Origin of the sequence: Rhodanobacter denitrificans, assembly GCF_003335105.1 — a bacterium.
GTDB classification, from domain to species: Bacteria; Pseudomonadota; Gammaproteobacteria; order Xanthomonadales; family Rhodanobacteraceae; genus Rhodanobacter; species Rhodanobacter denitrificans_A.
Genome location: NZ_QFWQ01000008.1, coordinates 1 through 18,978, shown reverse-complemented (window position 1 = coordinate 18,978; position 18,978 = coordinate 1). Strand labels below are relative to the sequence as shown.

The following is an 18,978-nucleotide window of genomic DNA, read 5'->3' as shown; positions in this document are numbered from 1 at the left end:
GCCTGCCGCCGGCGCCTGCCGGGGCGGCCCCGGCCTTGAAGTGCGCCGTTGCCGGCCTGATCTGGGACAAGCGGTCCCGCGCGGCGGGCGGCATAATACGCATTCCGGGTCCGACGCATCGCCGCGCCCGCAGATACAGGATCTTGCAGAGGCATGAGCGGTTTCAGTCTGAGCAGCGAACCCTTCACCCTGATGCGCGATTGCAGCGCCGTGATGGTGCCGCAGGGCGACACGGTGACCTTGCCGGCCGGCCAGATCGGCTACATCACGCAGGCGCTGGGCGGCAGTTTCACGGTGTACGTGGAAGGCAACCTGTTCCGCATCGCCGGCGACGACGCCGACGCACTGGGCAAGCAGCGGCCGGCCCCGATCGAGGTATCCGCGGACGCCACCGACGCGGACGTGGAAAAGCTGGCATGGGACCAGTTGCGCACCGTGTTCGACCCGGAAATCCCGGTGAACGTGGTCGACCTAGGGCTGGTCTACGATCTCAGCCTGGAGCAGACCGAGTCCGGCGAACGCCGCGTCTATGTGAAGCTCACCCTGACCGCTCCCGGTTGCGGCATGGGCGACATCCTGGTCGACGACGCGCGCACCAAGCTGGAAATGATCCCCACGGTGGCCGAGGCCGAGGTGGACCTGGTGTTCGATCCACCGTGGAGCCATTCGATGATGTCCGACGCGGCGAAGCTCGAAACCGGCATGCTGTGAGCGCCTGTTCACAATCTCCTCGTCGGGGAGATTGTGGATCAGGGGCAATCTGGCGAGAGAGCTCAGCCGGCGACTTCCTCGAAGCGGTTGGCGTCGCGGTTCTTGCGAACCTTCGCCGGATCCCACACGCGTCCGTTCATGGCGATGTAGACGCCGTCGGGCAGGGTCTGCACCGCGGCCACCGCGCAGCCGATGTTGAACACCGCATCGGAGCCCTGGAAGCGTGCCGGGTTCAGCGCGCCGGTCAGCACGATCACCTTGCCCTTGATGTTCGCCAGTTCGCGCGCGGTTTCGACCATGGTGTCGGTGCCGTGGGTGACCAGCACGTGGCGGTGCGGTTGCGCCTCGATCGTCGAGCGCACCAGCGCGCGGTCCTCGGCGCCCATGTGCAGGCTGTCCTTGCGCAGGATCGGGATCACGTCGAACTGGAACGCCACGCCGAGCTGGCCGAGGATCTCGCCGATCTGCGGCGCGCCGATCTTGTAGTCCGACTTGTCGTCGAAGTAGATCTTGTCGATGGTGCCGCCGGTGGTGACGATGGTCAGGTGCTGCATGTCGGTGGGCCGTGGAGGGAATCACGGCATTTTAGCCCGTGCACAGCTTCGTAGGGCGGGCAGTGCCCGCCGCTCTTGTTTCATCCGGGCAAAAGCCGGCGGGCAGTGCCCACCCTACGAGACGCGCTAACCCAGCAGCAGGGCGGTGTTGTCCGCGTCCGGCGTGACCAGCCGGTCGAGGCCGTGGCCGACGAATCGCCGGAGCGCTGCCGCGGGACGCGGGTCGCCATGGCGGCCTGACCACGCCGCCTGGCGCGCCAGCAATGCCGCCGCGGCGCAGCGCGCCAGGGTGAAGGCAAGGCCGCGCGCGCCGGCCTCCAGCGTGTCGCGCGCCGCCGCATGCTGGTCGAGCCAGCGCGCCGCGGCGTCCAGCGTCTGCCGGATCGCACTGGCCGCGTGCATGTCGTCGTTGCCCTCCAGCCAGCCGGCGCAGGCCATGCGCAGCGCGCCGAGGCCGTCGCCGGCCAGCGCGCGCAGGCTGTCCAGTGACAGCACGTTGGTGGTGCCTTCCCAGATCGCGTAGACCTGCGCGTCGCGCAGCAGCTGCGGCAGGCCGGTGTCCTCGATGTAGCCGGCGCCGCCAAAACATTCGATCGCTTCCGAGCAGATCTGCACCGCCAGCTTGCCGGTCCACAGCTTGGCCAGCGGCGTGAGCAGGCGCAGCAGCGCCGCTTCGTGCGGAGCAGCCGTGCCATGTTCGACGCGACCGAGCAGGTGGGCCACTTCGAAGGCCAGCGCGAAGGCGCCCTCGAACTGCGCCTGCAGGTCGGCCAGCGTCTGCGCATGCAGCGGCTGCTCGACCAGCGGACGGCCAAACGCGCGCCGGCGCCCGGCGAAGTCGCGTGCCAGGTTGATCGCCCGCGCCATGCTGGCGACCGCGCAGATCGCGTTCCAGCTGCGGGTGACGTTGAGCATCGGCGCCACCTGGCGCACGCCGTGGGCGAGTTCGCCCAGCGGCCACGCGGGCAGGCCGTCCAGGTGGATCTCCGCAGTGGGCAGCTCCTGCGTGCCAAGCTTGTCCTTCAGCCGGTCGATCACCAGTTCCGGCCTGCGTCGCTCGCCGTCCATCGTCTCGACGTAGAACAGCGCCAGCGCGGCGCCCCCGTGGCCGGAGCCTTCCGGCCTCGCCAGTGCCAGCGCCGCTTCGCCGACCACCGCCGAGCTGAACCACTTGCGCCCGTACAGCCGCCACTGGCCGTCCGCATCCTGCCGCGCGATGGTTTCCGTATTTCCCACGTCGGAGCCGCCGACGTTCTCGGTCATCCATTGGCCGCTGAGCCAGAACGTGGCCGGATCGCGGCTGAGGAAATGCGGCAGCGCGCGCTCGATCAGCCCGCGGTTGCCGGATGCCCTGATCGCGGTGGCGGCGCCGTCGGTCATCGCCAGCGGGCAGGTGTAGAACTCGCTGGCGAGGTGGTACAGGTAGACCCGGGCGAATTCCTCCAGCCGCGCATGCTCGCTGTCCGCATGGCCGGCGGCGAGCACGGCGTGCTGTGTCGTCATCGCCGCACCCTCCTGCCACGCCGGCGTCAGCTCGATGCGGTCGACCCGCCGGCCCCACGCGTCCCACTGCGTCAGCACCGGTTTGCGCCGCGTCGTGGCGCATGCTCGCTGCCACGCCATCTGCGCATAGTCGCCCAGTGCGTCGAGATCGGCGTCCAGGGCGGCGCGGCGTTCGGCGGGCAGTGCGCGGTCAAGCAAGGCCAGCAGCAGGCGGTCGCCGCGATACGGGTGGGCGAGTTGCGGAGCGTCTTGCAGGAAGGCCATGGGAAGTTCTCCTTGCGCCGATTTCCCGAGTATAGGCAGCCGCGCTCAGAGCTTGTGAAGAAAACCACATCCTGTGGTTTTCTTCCGTCGCGAGTCCGGCACATGTCCGAACTCGCTCACGCGAATCAGGCACTGGCGTGCCCGATCCGCGTCCGGCCATCCATGGCCGGGCTTCGAGGTTGAATAGCCACAACCTCTCAGTCCTGCCGTTTGCGCCTGACGCCGGCGCCCAGGGTGCCGATCAGCAGCAGGGTGAGGATGATCTCGATCACCGCCAGCCCGCGTTCGCCGGGGGAGCTCCAGGCTTCGGCGACGCCATGGCAGAAGTAGAACAGGCTGAGGATGCCGACCCACAGCAGCGCGCGGCGTGCATCGCGGATCGCCAGCAGCGGCAGCAGCAGCGGAACGGCGGCGATCGCCAGCACCAGCCACAGCGGCAGGGTCTGCGGCGGGAACAGCCATGCGTGCCAGACGAACTGCAGCGCCGCCAGCGCGGCCCAGGCGAACAGGCCGACGCGCTGCTCGCCGGGCAGGCCGGTGCGTCCGCTCATGCGCCGGCCGCCAGTTTGCGCGCGGTATCGGCCAGCCGCCGGCCCAGCGCACGGGCCAGTTCGCGTTCGTGTTCGCTGATCGGGTTGTCGCCCTTGGTGCCGGCGACGTGGCTGGCGCCGTAGGGGGTACCGCCGCTCTGCGTGCTGCTCAGTGCCGGCTCGGTGTACGGCACGCCGAGCAGGAGCATGCCGTGATGGAGCAGCGGCAGCGCCATCGACAGCAGGGTGGATTCCTGGCCGCCGTGCATGGTGCTGGTGGAGGTGAACAGCGCCGCCGGCTTGCCGACCAGCGCGCCGCTGGCCCACTCGGCGCCGGTGGTGTCGAGGAAATGTTTCAGCGGCGCAGCCATGTTGCCGAAGCGGGTAGGGCTGCCCAGCGCCAGGCCGGCGCAGTCGAGCAGGTCCTGCTTGGTGGCGTACGGGGCGCCGTCCTCGGGTTCCGGCGGTTGCGCGATCTCGGTCACCGGCGCCACCGGCGGCACCTGGCGCAGGCGCGCGCGCATGCCGGGCACTTCCTCGATGCCGCGGGCGACCAGTCGCGCCAGCTGGGCGGTGTGGCCGCTGCGGCTGTAGTACAGGACCAGGATTTCTTGGCTCATGCGTCGCGGCTCGTGTGCTTGGGGCATTCATCGGCGATGCGCTAGTGTACCGGCCGATGCCGGTGATGTCGGCGGCGATGAAGGGATGCCGATGGTTCGGAGTTTCAATCGCGATCGCACGAAGAGCTTCAGCCGCTTCATCTGGCAGCGCTTCGTCGACGACAAGTGCTTCGAGACGGCGGGTGCGCTGTCGTACACCACCCTGGTGTCGCTGGTGCCGCTGATGGTGGCGGTGTTCGCGATGTTCTCGGCGTTCCCGGTGTTCAAGCCGGCGCGCGACACGCTGATCGACTTCGTGTTCGACAACTTCGTGCCGTCGGCGGGCGAGGCGGTGCAGAACGCCATGCTGGGCTTCGCCGCGAACGCCAGCAAGCTCACCGGCATCAGCATCCTGGTGATGCTGTTCAGTGCGCTGTCGATGATGATCAGCATCGAGGACCGGCTGAACCGGATCTGGCGCGTGCACCAGTCGCGCAGCTGGCGGTCGCGCCTGCTGCTGTACTGGACTGCGCTGACGCTGGGGCCGATCCTGGTGGTGGGCGGCATTGCGGTGACTTCCTACGTCACCGCGTTGCCCCTGCTGCATGGCGCGGCCAGCCAGATCGGCGGCGCTGCCCGCGGCCTGCTCGCCACGCTGCCGTTCCTGGTGACGTTCTTCACGCTGTGGCTGATGTACGCGCTGATCCCGAACTGCAAGGTGTCGCGCCGCGACGCGGCGATCGGCGCGCTGCTCGGCGCGGTGCTGTTCGAGATCGCGCGCTGGGGTTTCGGCCAGTTCGTGCAGCAGGCGCAGACCTACCAGCAGATCTACGGCGTGCTGGCGGCAATCCCGATCTTCCTGCTGTGGGTCTACCTGTCGTGGGTGATCGTGATCCTGGCCGCGTCGATCGCGGCGTCGGCCTCCGCGTTCGAATACCACGCGCCGATGCAGACCTTGCCCGAAGGCGCCGAGTTCCTTGGCCTGCTGGTGGTGCTGCACCATTTCGTCGAGGCCCAGCGCAACGGCAGCTGCGTGGACCCGGCCGATCTGCGCGTGCGCGAGCCGTATCTGCGCAGCACGCTGATCGCCGACTATCTCGACGACCTGCAGCGGGCCGAGCTGATCCGGCGCGGCGAGTCCGGCGGCTGGCTGTTGTGCCGCAGCCTGGACAGCACTGACCTCATGCGCGTGTACCGGCACACCGGCTACCGGCTGCCGTTGCAGCCAATGGAGGAGACGGCCGCGCTGGGCATCGCGCTGCCGCCGGAGCTGCTGGCGATGCTGGCGGAACTGGCCGTGGCGCTGCACGCCAAGCTGGGCGCCCGGCTCGACCAGGTCTATCCCCCGGCCGCCGACCCGGCGGCCGACACCGAGGAACTTCCCACATGACCGTGTTGCATTCCACTCTGTTCAAATCGGCCGCGCTCGGCCTGGTCTTGGCGTTCGGTCTGCCCGTGCAGGCAGCCATGCCGGCGCAGCCGACGCTGCACGTCGCCACGCTGGACGGCAAGACGTTCGATCTGGCCGCGCAGCGCGGCAAATGGGTGATCGTCAACTACTGGGCGACCTGGTGCGTGCCGTGCATCAAGGAGATGCCGGACATCTCGCGCTTCGTCGCCGCGCACAAGAACGTCACCGCGATCGGACTCGCCTACGAGGACAGCGAGCCGGCCGACATCAAGGCGTTCCTGGCCAAGCATCCGGTGGTGTACCCGATCGCCCAGGTCAGCCTGGACCAGCCGCTGAAGGATTTCGACGAGCCGCGCGGGTTGCCCACTACGTATGTGATCGCTCCGGATGGCAAGGTAGCGAAGCACATCGTGGGGCCGGTGACCGAGGCATCGCTGGAAGCGATCGTCGGCCAGCCGTGATGGATGCGCCGTGATGCCCACCGTGCGCTTCATCGTGGCCGGCAGGGTGCAGGGGGTGTGTTACCGCGCCAGCACCCGCGAGCAGGCCCTGATACTTGGCCTGACCGGCCATGCGCGGAACCGGCGCGATGGCAGCGTCGAGGTGCTGGCCTGCGGATCGACCGAAGCACTGGCCGCGCTGGAACGCTGGCTGTGGCAGGGGCCGCCGGCGGCGCGCGTGGAGGCGGTGGCCCGTGAGGAAATGTCCGGACAGGAACTGACCGGCTTCCACACCGGCTAGAACGTATCGGGCACCCACACCGCCTTGTCGGTCACGTGCTCGGTCTTCGGCTTGGCCTTGAGCTTCGGCAGCTTCAACGCGGGAACCGCTTCCTCATGCAGCGGCACCTGCTGCAACAGGTGCCGGATCAGGTTGATCCTGCCGCGCTTCTGGTCGTTGAAATCGACCACGAACCAGGGCGCGTGGTCGCGCTGCGTGCGCTCGATCATCACGTCGCGCAGCCGGCCCATCTCGACGTATTTCCGGCGCGCGACAAGGTCCACCGGCGAGAGCTTCCAGCGTTTCAGCGGATCGTCTGCGCGTTCGGCGAAGCGCTTTTCCTGCTCGGCCTGGTCCACCGCCAGCCAGTACTTGACGAGGATGATGCCGTCGTCGGCGAGCAGCTTCTCGAACGCCGGCACGGCGTCGAGGAAGGCCTCGTATTGCGTGCTGCTGCAGAAGCCCATCGCCGGTTCCACCACCGCGCGGTTGTACCAGCTGCGGTCGAACAGCACGAACTCGCCAGCGCTGGGCAGGTGGGCGACATAGCGCTGGAAGTACCACTGCGTGGTCTCGGTCTCGCTGGGCTTGCCGAGCGCGGCAATGCGGTAGCCGCGGGTGTCCAGGCTTTCGGTGATGGCCTTGATGGTACCGCCCTTGCCGGCGGCGTCGCGGCCTTCGAAGATCACCAGCAGGCGCTTGCCGCTGCTGCGCAAACCCCGCTGCAGCCGCACCAGTTCGAGCTGCAGTGCCTCGATTGCCTTGCGGTAGCGCTTGCTCATGAGTATCCAGCCTGGAAACTTCTCAACTCGTCATTCCGGCGAAGGCCGGAATCGCTCTTGCGATGTGCGAAAGTCGAAATGTGATTCCGGCCTTCGCCGGAATGACGACAGGGGAGGGGCTGCAGGGTATCCAGACTGCCGTGACGGCGAGGTTCAGACGTTGCCGAGCGCCTGCAACTGGTCGGCCTGGTGCTCGCGGGTCAGCGTGTCGACCAGCTCGTCGAGGTCGCCCTGCATGATTTCCGGCAGGCGATACAGGGTGAGGTTGATGCGGTGGTCGGTGATCCGGCCCTGCGGGTAGTTGTAGGTGCGGATGCGCTGGCTGCGGTCGCCGGAGCCGACCTGCAGCCTGCGCTCCTGCGCCTGCGCCGCACTCTGCTTGCTTTGCGCCTCGTCGAGCAGGCGCGCCTTCAGCAGTCCCATCGCGCGGGCGCGGTTCTTGTGCTGGCTGCGCTCCTCCTGGCACTCCACCACGGTGCCGGTGGGCAGGTGGGTGATGCGGATCGCCGAGTCGGTCTTGTTGACGTGCTGGCCGCCGGCACCCGAAGCGCGGAAGGTGTCGACCTTGAGGTCGGCCGGGTTGATCTCGATCTCGTCGATCTCGTCCAGCTCGGGCAGGATCGCCACGGTCGCCGCCGAGGTGTGGATGCGCCCCTGCGACTCGGTTTCCGGCACGCGCTGCACGCGGTGTGTGCCGGATTCGAATTTCAGACGCGAATACGCGCCCTTGCCCTCGATGCGCGCCACCACTTCCTTGTAGCCGCCATGCTCGCCGGCGTGCTCGCTGAGGATCTCTACGCGCCAGCGGCGGCTTTCGGCATAGCGCAGGTACATGCGCAGCAGGTCGCCGGCGAAGATCGCTGCCTCGTCGCCGCCGGTGCCGGCGCGTACCTCGAGGTAGAGGTTGGCCTCGTCGCGCGGGTCCTTCGGCAGCAGCAGGAGCTGCAGTTCGCCGTCGAGGTCGAGCAGGCGCCGCTCCAGCCGGTGCACGTCGTCGCCGGCCATTTCGCGCAGCTCGGGGTCGTCCAGCATCACGCGGGTTTCGGCCAGCTCGCGTTCGGCCTGGTCGTGCTCGCGCAGCGAAGCGGCGACCGGTTCGAGCTGGGCGTATTCCTGCGACAGTTCGCGAAAGCGCGTGTTGTCGGCGAGCGCCTCGGGCTGCGACAGCAGCAGGCCGATTTCCTCATGGCGCTCGGCCAGTGCCTCGAGCTTGCGGCGGATCGATGGGGTCATGGCATCACGTGAAGGGTGGCGAGGGGTGAAGCAGCGTGCTTCATCATTGCGGAAGGGACTCGACAGGCGGCAGCCAGCCGCCCTCGCTATTCGCTCCGCGGGCCGCCGCTTTCTTCTTCGTCCAGCCCGTACAGCCGGCCCGCCGCGTGCAGCAGGTCCAGGTCGCCGCTGAGTGCGGCTTCGCGCAGGCGCGCGCTGGGGTGGTGCAGCAGCTTGTTGGTCAGCGTGTTGGCAAGGAAGGCCAGCGCCTCGTCAGGCGGCTTGCCGTGGGCCAGCATCGCGCGGGCCTTGCCCAGCACCTCGTCGCGGTAGACCTCGGCATGCTGGCGCATGTCGACGGCGGGGTTCTTCAGGGTCAGCGCGCGGCGCCAGGCCATGTAACGCTCCACCTGCAGGTCGATGATCGCCTCGGCCTCGTGCGCGGCGGCGGCGCGCGAGCGCAGGTTCTCGTCGATCACCTGGCGCAGGTCGTCGATGCCATACAGGTACACGTCGGGCAGCTCGCCCACGCCGGCCTCGATGTCGCGCGGCACGGCGATGTCGACCATGAACATCGGCTTGCGTTTGCGCGAGGCCATCGCCTGCTCGACCATCGCCCGGGTCACCACCGGCTGCCGTGCGGCGGTGGAGGAAATCACGATGTCGGCCTCGGCCAGATGCTGCGGCAGGTCGGCCAGCGCGATCGCATAGCCGCCGTGGCGGCCGGCCAGTTCCTGCGCGGTTTCCGGTGTGCGGTTGGCCACGATCAGCCGACGTACCTGCTTCTCGGCCAGGTGCCGCGCGGCCAGTTCGATGGTGTCGCCGGCGCCGATCAGCAGTACGCAGGCGTGCTTCAGGTCGGTGAACACCTGCTCGGCCAGGCGCACCGCGGTGAACGCGACCGACACCGTGTGCGCGCCGATGCGGGTGTCCGTGCGCACCCGCTTGGCCACCGCGAAGGTGTGCTGCAGCAGGCGGTCCATCGGCGCCTTCAGCGCCTGCGCCTCGCGCGCGAGCTGGTAGGCGTCCTTCACCTGGCCGAGGATCTGCGGTTCGCCCAGCACCATCGAGTCCAGTCCGGTGGCCACGCGGAACATGTGGCGCACCGCGTCGTCCTCGTCGTGCCGGTACAGGAACTCATCCAGCTTGCCGGGGGTCAGATGGTGATGACGATTCAGCCATGCCTGCGGGATGTCCTCCGCGCCTGCGGCGACGCCGACATACAGCTCGGTGCGGTTGCAGGTGGACAGGATCATCGCCTCCTCCACGCCGGGCTGGCGGGTCAGCTCGTGCAGGGCCTCGCCGGCGGCGTCCGCGTCGAACGCCACCTGTTCGCGCAGGCTGACCGGCGCAGTGAGGTGGTTGAGCCCGAGGGCGATCAGCGGCATGGTGGTCGGAACATCTCGGCGGCGGGGATCCGGCGGCGTAGGCTAAGCTTGACGCGGTGTCGCCGGATGGCGACCGGCGACCGGAACAGGCATGTGGACGGAGAGTAGTGTGCGGAGCGGTGCAGGCAAGTTCAAGCAACTGCGGCATTTTACGGCACTGGCAGCGGTGATGCTTGGCCTGGCGGCCTGTGCCGGCGTGCCACGGCGTCCCGCACCGGAAACGGCGGCCGTGCCGCAGCCGCTGGCGCATGCGGTGGTGGCCACCCCGGACGCCGACCACGACCTGCTGGCGCAATTGCTGGCCGGCGAAATGGCGCTGACCCGCACCGATCTGAAAGCCGCGTCGGACTATTACGGCAAGGCGGCCGCGCTGAGCAATGACCCCAAGGTGGCCGAGCGCGCCGCCAGCCTGGCGGTCGCGGTGCATGACGGCGAGGCGGCCCGGCGCGCGCTGGGTCGCTGGCAGGCGCTGGGTGCCGATCCCGCCTCCATCGCCCAGGTACGGGCCCAACTGGCACTCGACCAGGGGCAGGCCGACGAGGCGCAACGCCAGCTGGAGCTGCTGATCGGCACGGGTGACAAGGACGCCTGGCGCCAGTTCGGCCGCGTGCTGGTGGGCGCCCGCGACCAGGCCCAGGCGGCCCGCCTGCTGGAAACGCTGGCCACGCCGCAGCGGCTGCCCGCCGACGCGCATGCCTGGCTGGCGATGAGCGAGCTGGGCGATCGTCTCGGTCGTCACGCGTATGCGGCGCGGATCGCCAACGCCGCGATGCAGCGCTTCCGCAGCGCCGAGACCTACGCCTGGGCGGCGCAGATGAAGTTCAAGGACGGCGATCGCGATGGCGCCCGCGCGCTGCTGCAGAAGGCGCTGGCGAAAGCCCCGGAGGATTCCCAACTGCGCCTGGCCTACGCCGGCATGCTCAGCCAGGCCGGTGATTACACGGGCGCATCCCGGCTGCTGGCGCGCGGTCCGCAGGATGCCAACATCTACGCCATGCGCGCGGGGCTGGCGGCCCATGAAAAGGACGGCAACGCGCTGGCCGCGCTGTACCGGGAGCTGGAGAAGGCCGCGCCGGCGGTGCGCGAAAGCAGCGTCTACCTGCTCGGCCAGCTGGCCGAGATGCAGCATCGCGATGCCGAGGCACTGGCCTGGTACGACCAGGTGAGCGACACCGACGAGCATGCCTTCGACGCCGACCTGCGCAGCGCGATGATCCTGCACACACAGGGCAAGCGTACCGAGGCGCACCAGCTGCTGGAACAACTGCAACTGGCCTACCTCGAGCAGCCCGAGCAGCTGCGGCAGGCCTGGCAGGCCGACGCCGAGCTGTACCTGCGCGAACGGAACTACGCGAAGGCCGAGGCCGCGTTCAGCCATGCGCTGCAGGTCGTGCCGGACGACCCCGGCCTGCTGTACGGTCGCGGCCTGACCTACGCCGAGGCCGGCCAGGTCGACCAGGCGGTGCAGGATTTCCGCCAGCTGCTGAAGATCAAGCCGGGTGACGTCGATGCCAGCAACGCGCTGGGCTACACCCTCGCCGACGCGAACCGCGATTTGCCCGAGGCCGAGCGGCTGATCGACCTGGCCCGCGCCGCCAAGCCGAACGACCCGGCGATCGCCGATTCCTGGGGCTGGCTGCAGTACCGCATGGGCAACCTGGACCAGGCCGCACAGGCCCTGCGCGGCGCGTGGCTGGCGCGCAAGGACGCCGATGTCGGCGTGCACCTGGGCGAGGTGCTGTGGAAGCAGGGCCATCGGCAGGATGCGCAGCGGATCTTCGACGAGGTCCACAAGCTCGATCCGCAAAACAGTGCCTTGCGGGAAACCCTGAAGCGGCTGCATCCATGAGGCGACGCCTGCGTCTCGCCGCGATCGCCCTGCCGCTGTTGCTGCTGGCCGCCTGCGCGCCGCCCGTGGTACGCATGAAGGGCGACGCTGGCCTGCTGGACGCCCAGCGCGCGCGCGAGCAGGCGCTGGCCCATGCCGATCACTGGGTGCTGCAGGGCCGGCTCGGCGTTTCCAACGGCAGGGACGGCGGCAGCGGCAGCTTCAGCTGGACCCAGGACGGCGAGCGCTACGAATTCGTGCTGCGCGGGCCGGCGATCAGCGGCACGAACTTCCGCCTCAGCGGCGGCCCGGGCGGCGCCCTGCTGGAAGGTCTGGAGCACGGGCCGCTGCGGGGGGCCGATGCCGAGGCCCTGATGCGCAAGGCGCTGGGCTGGGAAGTGCCGCTGCGCGATCTGCGCGCCTGGGTGCTCGGCCTGCGTGCGGACAGCGGCCCGGCCGAACTCGAGTTCGGCGGAAACCGGCTGCCCTCGCTGCTGCAGCAGGACGGCTGGGTGGTCGACTATCGCGAATGGGACGACGCACGCCGGCCGCCGCTGCCGACCAAGGTGTTCGCCGGGAAACCGCCGTACAAGGTGAAACTGTCGATCGAGTCCTGGCAGTTCCGTTGATGGGTTAGGCTTTGCGCCCCGCTGGCCATTGCAGCAGCACCGGAACCCGCATGTCCGTGCCGATCGAACCCGCCGAACCGAGCCAGGTCGATGCGCTGTGCGCGATCGAGCGCCGCGCCGTGCAGCTCTTCCGCGGCCATCCGGCATGGCCGAGCTACTCCGCCGTGTCGATCCCGCCCGAGCTGCTGCGCCAGGCGATTTCCCGCGGCCTGGTCTGGGTGGCACGGGGCGGGGCGGGCGAGCTGGTGGGTTTCATCTGGCTGGATACCGAGCTGGTCGCCGGCGCCATCGGCATCGCCGAGATCGACGTGCTGCCGGAATACGGCCGGCAAGGCATCGGTGCGGCTTTGCTTGAGCACGCCTGCGCATGGGCGCGGGCGGCGGGCTATCGCCGGATCGACCTGGGCACCCTGGCCGACGTGCCGTGGAACGCGCCGTTCTACGCAAAGCACGGCTTTGCCATCGCCGACAAGAGCGACCCGGCGTTCGCGCTCCCGCGCCAACGCGATCGCGAGAACGGCTTTCCCGACACCCTGCGCGTGTTCATGAGCCGACCGCTTCCGCCGCCTGCGCCCGGCGAATGGACGGCGTGGCCGGCGCCGGCGAAGCTGAACCTGTTCCTGCGCATCACCGGCCGGCGCCCGGACGGCTACCACGAGCTGCAGACGGTGTTCCGCCTGCTCGACTGGGGTGACGAGGTGCGACTGAGGGTGCGCGACGACGGCGTGATCCGGCGCACGCGCGACATGCCGGACGTGCCCGAATCCACCGACCTGGTGGTGCGGGCGGCGCAGCTGCTGCAGGAGAGCACGGGTACGTCGATGGGCGCCGACATCGAGGTGGACAAGCGCATCCCGATGGGCGGCGGGCTGGGCGGTGGCAGCTCCGACGCGGCCACCGTGCTGGTGGCGCTGAACCGGTTGTGGCGGCTGGGCCTGGACGAGGATGCGCTGGCCGAGATGGGGCGCCGGCTCGGTGCTGATGTGCCGGTGTTCGTGCGCGGCCGTTCGGCCTGGGCCGAGGGCATCGGCGAACGGCTTGCCCCGCTGGCGCTGCCGCGGCGCCATTACGTGGTGCTGGACCCGCACGAGCCGGTGCCGACCGCCGCGCTTTTTCAAGCCGCTGAATTGACACGAAATGCGCCGCGGGCGACAATTTCATCCTTTGCTTCCGGCGAAACGACGGAAAACGCCTTTGCGCCGGTGGTGCGCGCGCGGCACCCGCGGGTGGCCGCTGCGCTGGACTGGCTGGGCGGTTTCGGTCAGGCGCGGCTTTCCGGCAGCGGCGGTTGCGTGTTTCTGGAGGCGAAGTCGTCCGATCGGGCGGCGGCGATTGCCGCGCAGTGTCCGGCGGCATTCACGGCGGTTGTCGCCACGGGTGTCGACGTGTCGCCCCTGCATGATGCATTGGCGCGCCATCGGGCCTGGACTGGTTGATGCGGACAAGCTGACGGCCGACCCGTCGACGCAGGCGGAACGGGTACTGACAGGCACAAGCGAACACAAATATCACTGGGGCGTCGCCAAGCTGGTTAAGGCACGGGATTTTGATTCCCGCATTCGCAGGTTCGAATCCTGCCGCCCCAGCCATTCCATGATGGCTTTGGTTTCGAGGTAATCACTAGTGGACACGTCCACCCCGATGATGCTGTTTTCCGGTAACGCACATCGTGCCCTGGCAGACGATGTCGCCCATCGCCTGGGCGTGCCGCTGGGCAAGGCGCTGGTCGGCACGTTCAGCGACGGCGAGGCGCAGATCGAGATCGAGGAGAACGTGCGCCGGCAGGAAGTGTTCGTGATCCAGCCGACCGGCGCACCGAGCGCGGTCAACCTGTTCGAACTGCTGGCGCTGACCGATGCGCTGAAGCGCGCCTCGGCGGCCAGCGTCACCGCGGTGATGCCGTACTTCGGCTACGCCCGGCAGGACCGACGGCCGCGCTCGGCGCGGGTGCCGATCACCGCCAAGCTGGCCGCCAGCATGATCGGCGCCGCCGGCGTCGACCGGGTGCTGACGGTCGACCTGCACGCCGACCAGATCCAGGGGTTCTTCGACATCCCGGTCGACAACGTGTACGCCTCGCCGGTGCTGCTGGCCGACATCTGGCGCAGCCACAGCATGGACGACCTGATCGTGGTCAGCCCGGACGTGGGCGGCGTGGTGCGCGCACGCGCGATCGCCAAGCGGCTGGACGACGCCGACCTGGCGATCATCGACAAGCGCCGGCCGCGCGCGAACGTCTCCACCGTGATGAACATCATCGGCGACGTGGATGGCAAGACCTGCGTGATGGTTGACGACATCGTCGATACCGCCGGCACCTTGTGCGCGGCCGCCGCGGCGCTGAAGGACCGCGGCGCGCGCAAGGTGGTCGCCTACTGCGTGCACCCGGTGCTGTCGGGTGCGGCGATCAGCAACATCGAAGGCTCCCAGCTCGACCAGCTGGTGGTCACCAACACCTTGCCGCTGCGCCCGGAAGCCCAGGCGTGTGCCAAGATCCGCCAGCTCTCGGTCGCCGAACTGCTGGCCGAGACCATTCGCCGCATCGCCTTCGGCGAGTCGGTGAGTTCGCTGTACGTGGATTGAGAATTTGAAAGTCCGCCCAGGATGGACGGTCTTGATCTCTGTTTTTCGCGGCATGGACGTCGCGTGGAGATAACTGAAAGTCCGCCCAGGATGGGCGGTCCTGATGTCCAGCTTTTCGCGGCACGGATGCCGCGTGGAAGTAACCGGCTTTTCTGGTCGCGGGAAAGTCACGAAATCGCCGCGAGGCGGTTCTTCAAAAACCAAGGTAGCAACGAAATGTCCAAGACTCATGAAATCAAGGCGCAAAGCCGCAAGGACGAGGGGAAAGGTGCGAGCCGCCGCCTGCGTCATGCGAGCTTCGTGCCCGCCGTGGTGTACGGTGCCGGTCAGGAGCCCGAGAGCATCCAGATCGAGCACAACACCATCCTGCTCGCCGCCAAGAACGAGTGGTTCTTCTCCTCGGTGCTCGACCTGAACGTCGACGGCAAGGTGCAGAAGGTGCTGGTGCGCGACTGGCAGAAGCACCCGTTCAAGCAGCTGATGATGCATATGGACTTCCTGCGCGTGAACGAGAAGGAAGCGATCCGCGTCAACGTCCCGCTGCATTTCCTGAACAAGGAAAAGTCCGCGGCGGCGAAGACCTCCGGTGTGGTGATCTCGCACAACCTGACCGAGGTGGAAATCTCCTGCCTGCCGAAGGACCTGCCCGAGTTCATCGAGCTCGACCTGGCCGACCTGAAGCCCGGCGACATCATCCACCTGTCGCAGCTGAAGCTGCCGAAGAACGTCGAGCTGGTCGCGCTGCATGGCGGCGAAGGCCACGACACCGCGGTGGTCACGGCCAACACGGTGCAGGAAGAGGTCGAGGAAGCTCCGGCTGCCGAGGCTGCTGCACCGGCTCCTGCCGCTGCCGCGCCGGCCAAGAAGGACGACAAGAAGTAAGCCGCGCCGGCCCGCGCTCGTCTGGAGCGCGGGCCGTCACTGCTGCTTGTCCGCATGGCTGGCCTGCGACTCATCGTCGGGCTGGGCAATCCCGGCGCCGAATATCTCCGAACCCGGCACAACGCCGGGTTCTGGCTAGTTGACGCCCTCGCCAGCGCCCAGGGCGAGCGCTTCGCCTTCGACGGCAAGCTGCACGGCGAAGCCTGCCGCGTGCGCCTCGGCGGCGAGCCGGTGTGGCTGCTGAAGCCGGCCACCTTCATGAACAAGAGCGGCATCGCCGTGGTCTCGGCGCTGCGCTACTACAAGATCGAGCCGGAGCAGTGCCTGGTCGCGCATGACGACCTGGACCTGCCACCCGGCACCGTGCGCCTGAAATTCGACGGCGGCCACGGCGGCCAGAACGGCCTGCGCGACATCATCGGCCACCTCGGCCACGGTAAGTTCCATCGGCTGCGCGTAGGCATCGGCCATCCTGGTCATCGCGACGGCGTCACACCGTGGGTGCTGGGCCGGCCGTCGGCGCAGGATGAGGACGCGATCCTCGACGGCATCGCCCGCGCGCTCGACGTGCTGCCGCTGGCCGTGGACGGCCAGTTCGACAAGGCGATGCAGCAGCTTCATACCGCCGATGGCAAGTAAGTTTTTTTGACGTCATTCCCGCGAAGGCGGGAATCCATCTTGCCTTGGGCTGCAACAGGCCCTATGGATTCCCGCTTTCGCGGGGATGACGCCCCGAACAGCATGTATCCCGGAGTAAACCATGGGCATCAAATGCGGCATTGTCGGCCTGCCCAATGTCGGCAAGTCCACCCTGTTCAATGCGCTGACGAAGGCTGGAATCGCTGCGGCGAACTTCCCGTTCTGCACGATCGAGCCGAACGTCGGCGTGGTGCCGGTGCCGGATCCGCGGCTCAACGCGCTGGCCGCCATCGTCAATCCGCAGAAGGTGGTGCCGACCGCGGTGGAGTTCGTCGACATCGCCGGCCTGGTCGCCGGCGCGTCGAAGGGCGAGGGCCTGGGCAACAAGTTCCTGGCGCACATCCGCGAGGTGGACGCGATCGCCCACGTGGTGCGCTGTTTCGAGGGCGACGTGATCCACGTGGCGGGCAGGGTCGATCCGATCTCCGACATCGAGACGATCGACACCGAGCTGGCGCTGGCCGACCTGGAGTCGGTGGACAAGGCGCTGAACCGCGCCGAGCGCGCGGCCAAGGCTAACGACAAGGAGGCGATGGCGCGCAAGCCGGTGCTGGAGAAGCTGTCCGCCGCGCTCAACGAGGGCCGTTCCGCGCGCAGCGCCGGGCTGGACGAGGAGGAGAAGGCGCTGGTGCGCGACCTGTTCCTGCTCACCCTGAAGCCGCTGATGTACATCGCCAACGTCGCCGACGACGGCTTCGAGAACAACCCGCTGCTCGACGCCGTGCGCGCGCGCGCCGTCGGCGAGGGCGCCGAAGTGGTGCCGGTGTGCGCGGCGATCGAGGAGGAGCTGGCGCAGCTCGACGAGGCCGATCGCGACGAGTTCCTGAAGGACATGGGCCTGGACGAGCCGGGCCTGAACCGGGTGATCCGCGCCGGCTACAGGCTGCTCGACCTGCAGACCTATTTCACCGCCGGGGTGAAGGAAGTGCGCGCGTGGCAGGTGAAGCGCGGCGCCACCGCGCCGCAGGCTGCCGGGGTGATCCACACCGACTTCGAGCGCGGCTTCATCCGTGCCGAGACGGTCGGCTACGACGACTTCATCCAGTACAAGGGCGAGGCCGGTGCAGCGGCGGCCGGCCGGCTGCGCAAGGAAGGCAAGGACTACATCGTCAAGGACGGCGACGTGCTGCACTTCCTGTTCAACGTCTGAGCGACCTCGCCGCGACCGGTGCCGGCGGTTTCGGAACAGGGTGCTGGCGGCATCGGGCGGAGCCTGGCGTCGATCGCCTTCCGGGTCAGGGCATAATGCGGACCCGACATCTCGTCGACAGGTGCCAGCCGATGCCCGGAAAACAGCATGAAGTGACGTTCCGCTTTCTCGCCCAGCCCACCGACGTCAATTTCGGGGGCAAGGTGCACGGCGGCATGGCGATGAAATGGATCGACCAGGCCGGCTACGCCTGCGCGGTGGGCTGGAGCGGGGCGTACTGCGTCACCGCTTCGGTCAGCGGCATCCAGTTCGTGGCGCCGATCCTGATCGGCGACCTGGTCACCGTACGCGCGCGCCTGATCCATACCGGCACCAGCAGCATGCACATGGCGGTCGAGGTGCTGGCGCGCGACCTGCGCAAGGACGAGCAGCGCCTGGCGACCAGTTGCGTGATGGTCTTCGTGGCGCTGGACAGCCCCGACGGCAAGCCGACCCCGGTGCCGCATTGGGAGCCGCGCGACGACGGCGAACGCCGGCTGCAGGCGCAGGCCAGGAAGCTGCTGGAACTGTCCAAGGGCATGGAGCAGCTGATCGACTTGCAGGCACTCCCGTCGGACTGACATCGCCGCGAAAAATCGCTTTCTCATGCGGAATTGGCGTCGCAAGGTGTTGACAGTTCGGGGTCCGATCCACACAATACGCGTTCTTTGTTGGAGGGATACCCAAGCGGCCAACGGGGGCAGACTGTAAATCTGCTGGCTTACGCCTTCGGTGGTTCGAATCCACCTCCCTCCACCACGACGAGTTCCGCGCAGGGCGGGAGTAGTTCAATGGTAGAACCTCAGCCTTCCAAGCTGATGGTGCGGGTTCGATTCCCGTCTCCCGCTCCATTGATCTCGTCCTGGGTGATTCGCGCTCATGTAGCTCAGTCGGTAGAGCACTTCCTTGGTAAGGAAGAGGTCACAGGTTCGATTCCTGTCATGAGCACCACTTCATTCGGCCGTCAAGGCCAGCCCCGAAACGGGCGGGTTTCTTCAATTCATTGACTCCATCGGGGTTTAGCGCGCCATGGCAAAGGGTAAATTCGAACGCACCAAGCCGCACGTCAACGTCGGCACGATTGGTCACGTGGATCACGGCAAGACGACGCTGACGGCGGCGCTGACGAAGGTCGGTGCGGAGCGCTTTGGCGGCGAGTTCAAGGACTACAGTGCGATCGACGCGGCGCCGGAAGAGAAGGCTCGCGGCATCACGATCTCGACGGCGCACGTGGAATACGAATCGCCGAACCGCCACTACGCGCACGTGGACTGCCCGGGCCATGCGGACTACGTGAAGAACATGATCACGGGTGCGGCGCAGATGGACGGCGCGATCCTGGTGTGTTCGGCGGCGGACGGTCCGATGCCGCAGACGCGCGAGCATATCCTGCTGTCGCGCCAGGTGGGCGTGCCGTACATCGTGGTGTTCCTGAACAAGGCGGACATGGTCGATGACGCGGAGCTGCTCGAGCTGGTCGAGATGGAAGTGCGC

General features: G+C 68.1%; 20 protein-coding genes and 4 tRNA genes. 17 read left to right on the top strand and 7 right to left on the bottom strand.

What is annotated here, in order from left to right; translation table 11 throughout:
* Positions 1-153: 153 nt before the first annotated feature.
* Positions 154-711, top strand: a complete 558-nt coding sequence (gene sufT / locus DEO45_RS13160) for a putative Fe-S cluster assembly protein SufT (protein WP_114344461.1) — start codon at positions 154-156, stop codon at positions 709-711.
* Between the two features lie 62 nt (positions 712-773).
* Here sufT and DEO45_RS13155 read toward each other — a convergent pair whose 3' ends face one another.
* From DEO45_RS13155 to wrbA, 4 genes are all read right to left on the bottom strand, one after another.
* Positions 774-1,265 (bottom strand): asparaginase domain-containing protein, encoded by a 492-nt coding sequence (locus DEO45_RS13155; RefSeq protein ID WP_114344459.1) that lies wholly within the window; start codon positions 1,263-1,265, stop codon positions 774-776.
* Positions 1,266-1,391: 126 nt separating this feature from the next.
* Positions 1,392-3,032, bottom strand: coding sequence for an acyl-CoA dehydrogenase family protein (locus DEO45_RS13150; protein ID WP_114344457.1), 1,641 nt, complete (start codon positions 3,030-3,032; stop codon positions 1,392-1,394).
* A 197-nt stretch (positions 3,033-3,229) separates the two neighbouring features.
* The gene (locus tag DEO45_RS13145) at positions 3,230-3,583 is read right to left on the bottom strand and encodes a DUF2069 domain-containing protein (RefSeq protein ID WP_114344455.1); all 354 of its coding nucleotides are present in this window, start codon (positions 3,581-3,583) and stop codon (positions 3,230-3,232) included.
* The gene (gene wrbA / locus DEO45_RS13140; protein WP_114344453.1) at positions 3,580-4,182 is read right to left on the bottom strand and encodes an NAD(P)H:quinone oxidoreductase; all 603 of its coding nucleotides are present in this window, start codon (positions 4,180-4,182) and stop codon (positions 3,580-3,582) included. The genes DEO45_RS13145 and wrbA overlap by 4 nt, the downstream gene beginning before the upstream one ends.
* 91 nt (positions 4,183-4,273) lie before the next feature.
* Between wrbA and DEO45_RS13135 the strand changes: the two genes are divergently transcribed.
* From DEO45_RS13135 to DEO45_RS13125, 3 genes are read left to right on the top strand one after another with little or no spacing between them, the layout of a single operon-like run.
* Positions 4,274-5,551 (top strand): YihY family inner membrane protein, encoded by a 1,278-nt coding sequence (locus tag DEO45_RS13135; RefSeq protein WP_114344824.1) that lies wholly within the window; start codon positions 4,274-4,276, stop codon positions 5,549-5,551.
* The gene (locus DEO45_RS13130) at positions 5,548-6,033 is read left to right on the top strand and encodes a TlpA family protein disulfide reductase (RefSeq protein WP_114344450.1); all 486 of its coding nucleotides are present in this window, start codon (positions 5,548-5,550) and stop codon (positions 6,031-6,033) included. Before DEO45_RS13135 ends, DEO45_RS13130 begins: the two co-directional genes overlap by 4 nt.
* A 13-nt stretch (positions 6,034-6,046) precedes the next feature.
* On the top strand, positions 6,047-6,313 hold the full coding sequence (locus tag DEO45_RS13125) for an acylphosphatase (RefSeq protein WP_114344448.1): 267 nt from the start codon (positions 6,047-6,049) through the stop codon (positions 6,311-6,313).
* Here the strand turns inward: DEO45_RS13125 and ppk2 are convergent.
* The 3 genes from ppk2 to hemA all read right to left on the bottom strand — a co-directional run bounded on the left by ppk2 (position 6,310) and on the right by hemA (position 9,674).
* Positions 6,310-7,074, bottom strand: coding sequence for a polyphosphate kinase 2 (gene ppk2 / locus DEO45_RS13120; protein ID WP_114344445.1), 765 nt, complete (start codon positions 7,072-7,074; stop codon positions 6,310-6,312). The two genes, DEO45_RS13125 and ppk2, sit on opposite strands and share 4 nt — an antisense overlap.
* Positions 7,075-7,227: 153 nt before the next feature.
* Complete coding sequence (prfA, locus tag DEO45_RS13115; protein WP_114344443.1) at positions 7,228-8,307, bottom strand: peptide chain release factor 1; 1,080 nt, start codon at positions 8,305-8,307, stop codon at positions 7,228-7,230.
* Positions 8,308-8,393: 86 nt separating this feature from the next.
* A complete protein-coding gene (gene hemA, locus DEO45_RS13110; protein ID WP_114344440.1) occupies positions 8,394-9,674 on the bottom strand; it encodes a glutamyl-tRNA reductase in 1,281 nt (426 codons plus the stop codon).
* Between the two features lie 91 nt (positions 9,675-9,765).
* Between hemA and DEO45_RS13105 the strand changes: the two genes are divergently transcribed.
* The 13 genes from DEO45_RS13105 to DEO45_RS13045 all read left to right on the top strand — a co-directional run.
* A complete protein-coding gene (locus DEO45_RS13105; protein WP_114344437.1) occupies positions 9,766-11,523 on the top strand; it encodes a tetratricopeptide repeat protein in 1,758 nt (585 codons plus the stop codon).
* Positions 11,520-12,131, top strand: a complete 612-nt coding sequence (gene lolB, locus DEO45_RS13100; RefSeq protein WP_114344435.1) for a lipoprotein insertase outer membrane protein LolB — start codon at positions 11,520-11,522, stop codon at positions 12,129-12,131. The genes DEO45_RS13105 and lolB overlap by 4 nt, the downstream gene beginning before the upstream one ends.
* A gap of 50 nt (positions 12,132-12,181) precedes the next feature.
* The gene (ispE, locus tag DEO45_RS13095) at positions 12,182-13,567 is read left to right on the top strand and encodes a 4-(cytidine 5'-diphospho)-2-C-methyl-D-erythritol kinase (protein ID WP_114344432.1); all 1,386 of its coding nucleotides are present in this window, start codon (positions 12,182-12,184) and stop codon (positions 13,565-13,567) included.
* 76 nt (positions 13,568-13,643) lie between these two features.
* Positions 13,644-13,720, top strand: a tRNA-Gln gene (locus DEO45_RS13090).
* 52 nt (positions 13,721-13,772) lie between these two features.
* Entirely contained in the window at positions 13,773-14,714 is a 942-nt protein-coding gene (locus DEO45_RS13085; protein ID WP_189339760.1) for a ribose-phosphate diphosphokinase, read from the top strand.
* A 216-nt stretch (positions 14,715-14,930) separates the two neighbouring features.
* Positions 14,931-15,596, top strand: coding sequence for a 50S ribosomal protein L25/general stress protein Ctc (locus DEO45_RS13080; protein ID WP_114344430.1), 666 nt, complete (start codon positions 14,931-14,933; stop codon positions 15,594-15,596).
* 54 nt (positions 15,597-15,650) lie between these two features.
* Positions 15,651-16,235 carry an aminoacyl-tRNA hydrolase gene (gene pth, locus DEO45_RS13075; RefSeq protein WP_114344427.1) on the top strand — a complete coding sequence of 195 codons (585 nt, stop codon included), beginning with the start codon at positions 15,651-15,653 and terminating at the stop codon, positions 16,233-16,235.
* Positions 16,236-16,356: 121 nt separating this feature from the next.
* On the top strand, positions 16,357-17,445 hold the full coding sequence (gene ychF / locus DEO45_RS13070) for a redox-regulated ATPase YchF (protein WP_114344425.1): 1,089 nt from the start codon (positions 16,357-16,359) through the stop codon (positions 17,443-17,445).
* Between the two features lie 131 nt (positions 17,446-17,576).
* Complete coding sequence (locus DEO45_RS13065) at positions 17,577-18,065, top strand: acyl-CoA thioesterase (RefSeq protein WP_114344423.1); 489 nt, start codon at positions 17,577-17,579, stop codon at positions 18,063-18,065.
* 92 nt (positions 18,066-18,157) lie between these two features.
* Positions 18,158-18,243: transfer RNA gene (locus DEO45_RS13060), tRNA-Tyr, on the top strand.
* A gap of 18 nt (positions 18,244-18,261) precedes the next feature.
* Positions 18,262-18,335, top strand: a tRNA-Gly gene (locus DEO45_RS13055).
* Positions 18,336-18,359: 24 nt separating this feature from the next.
* Positions 18,360-18,435: transfer RNA gene (locus tag DEO45_RS13050), tRNA-Thr, on the top strand.
* 78 nt (positions 18,436-18,513) lie between these two features.
* The coding region (locus DEO45_RS13045) for a GTP-binding protein (protein ID WP_114344421.1) at positions 18,514-18,978 on the top strand (465 nt) is incomplete at its 3' end.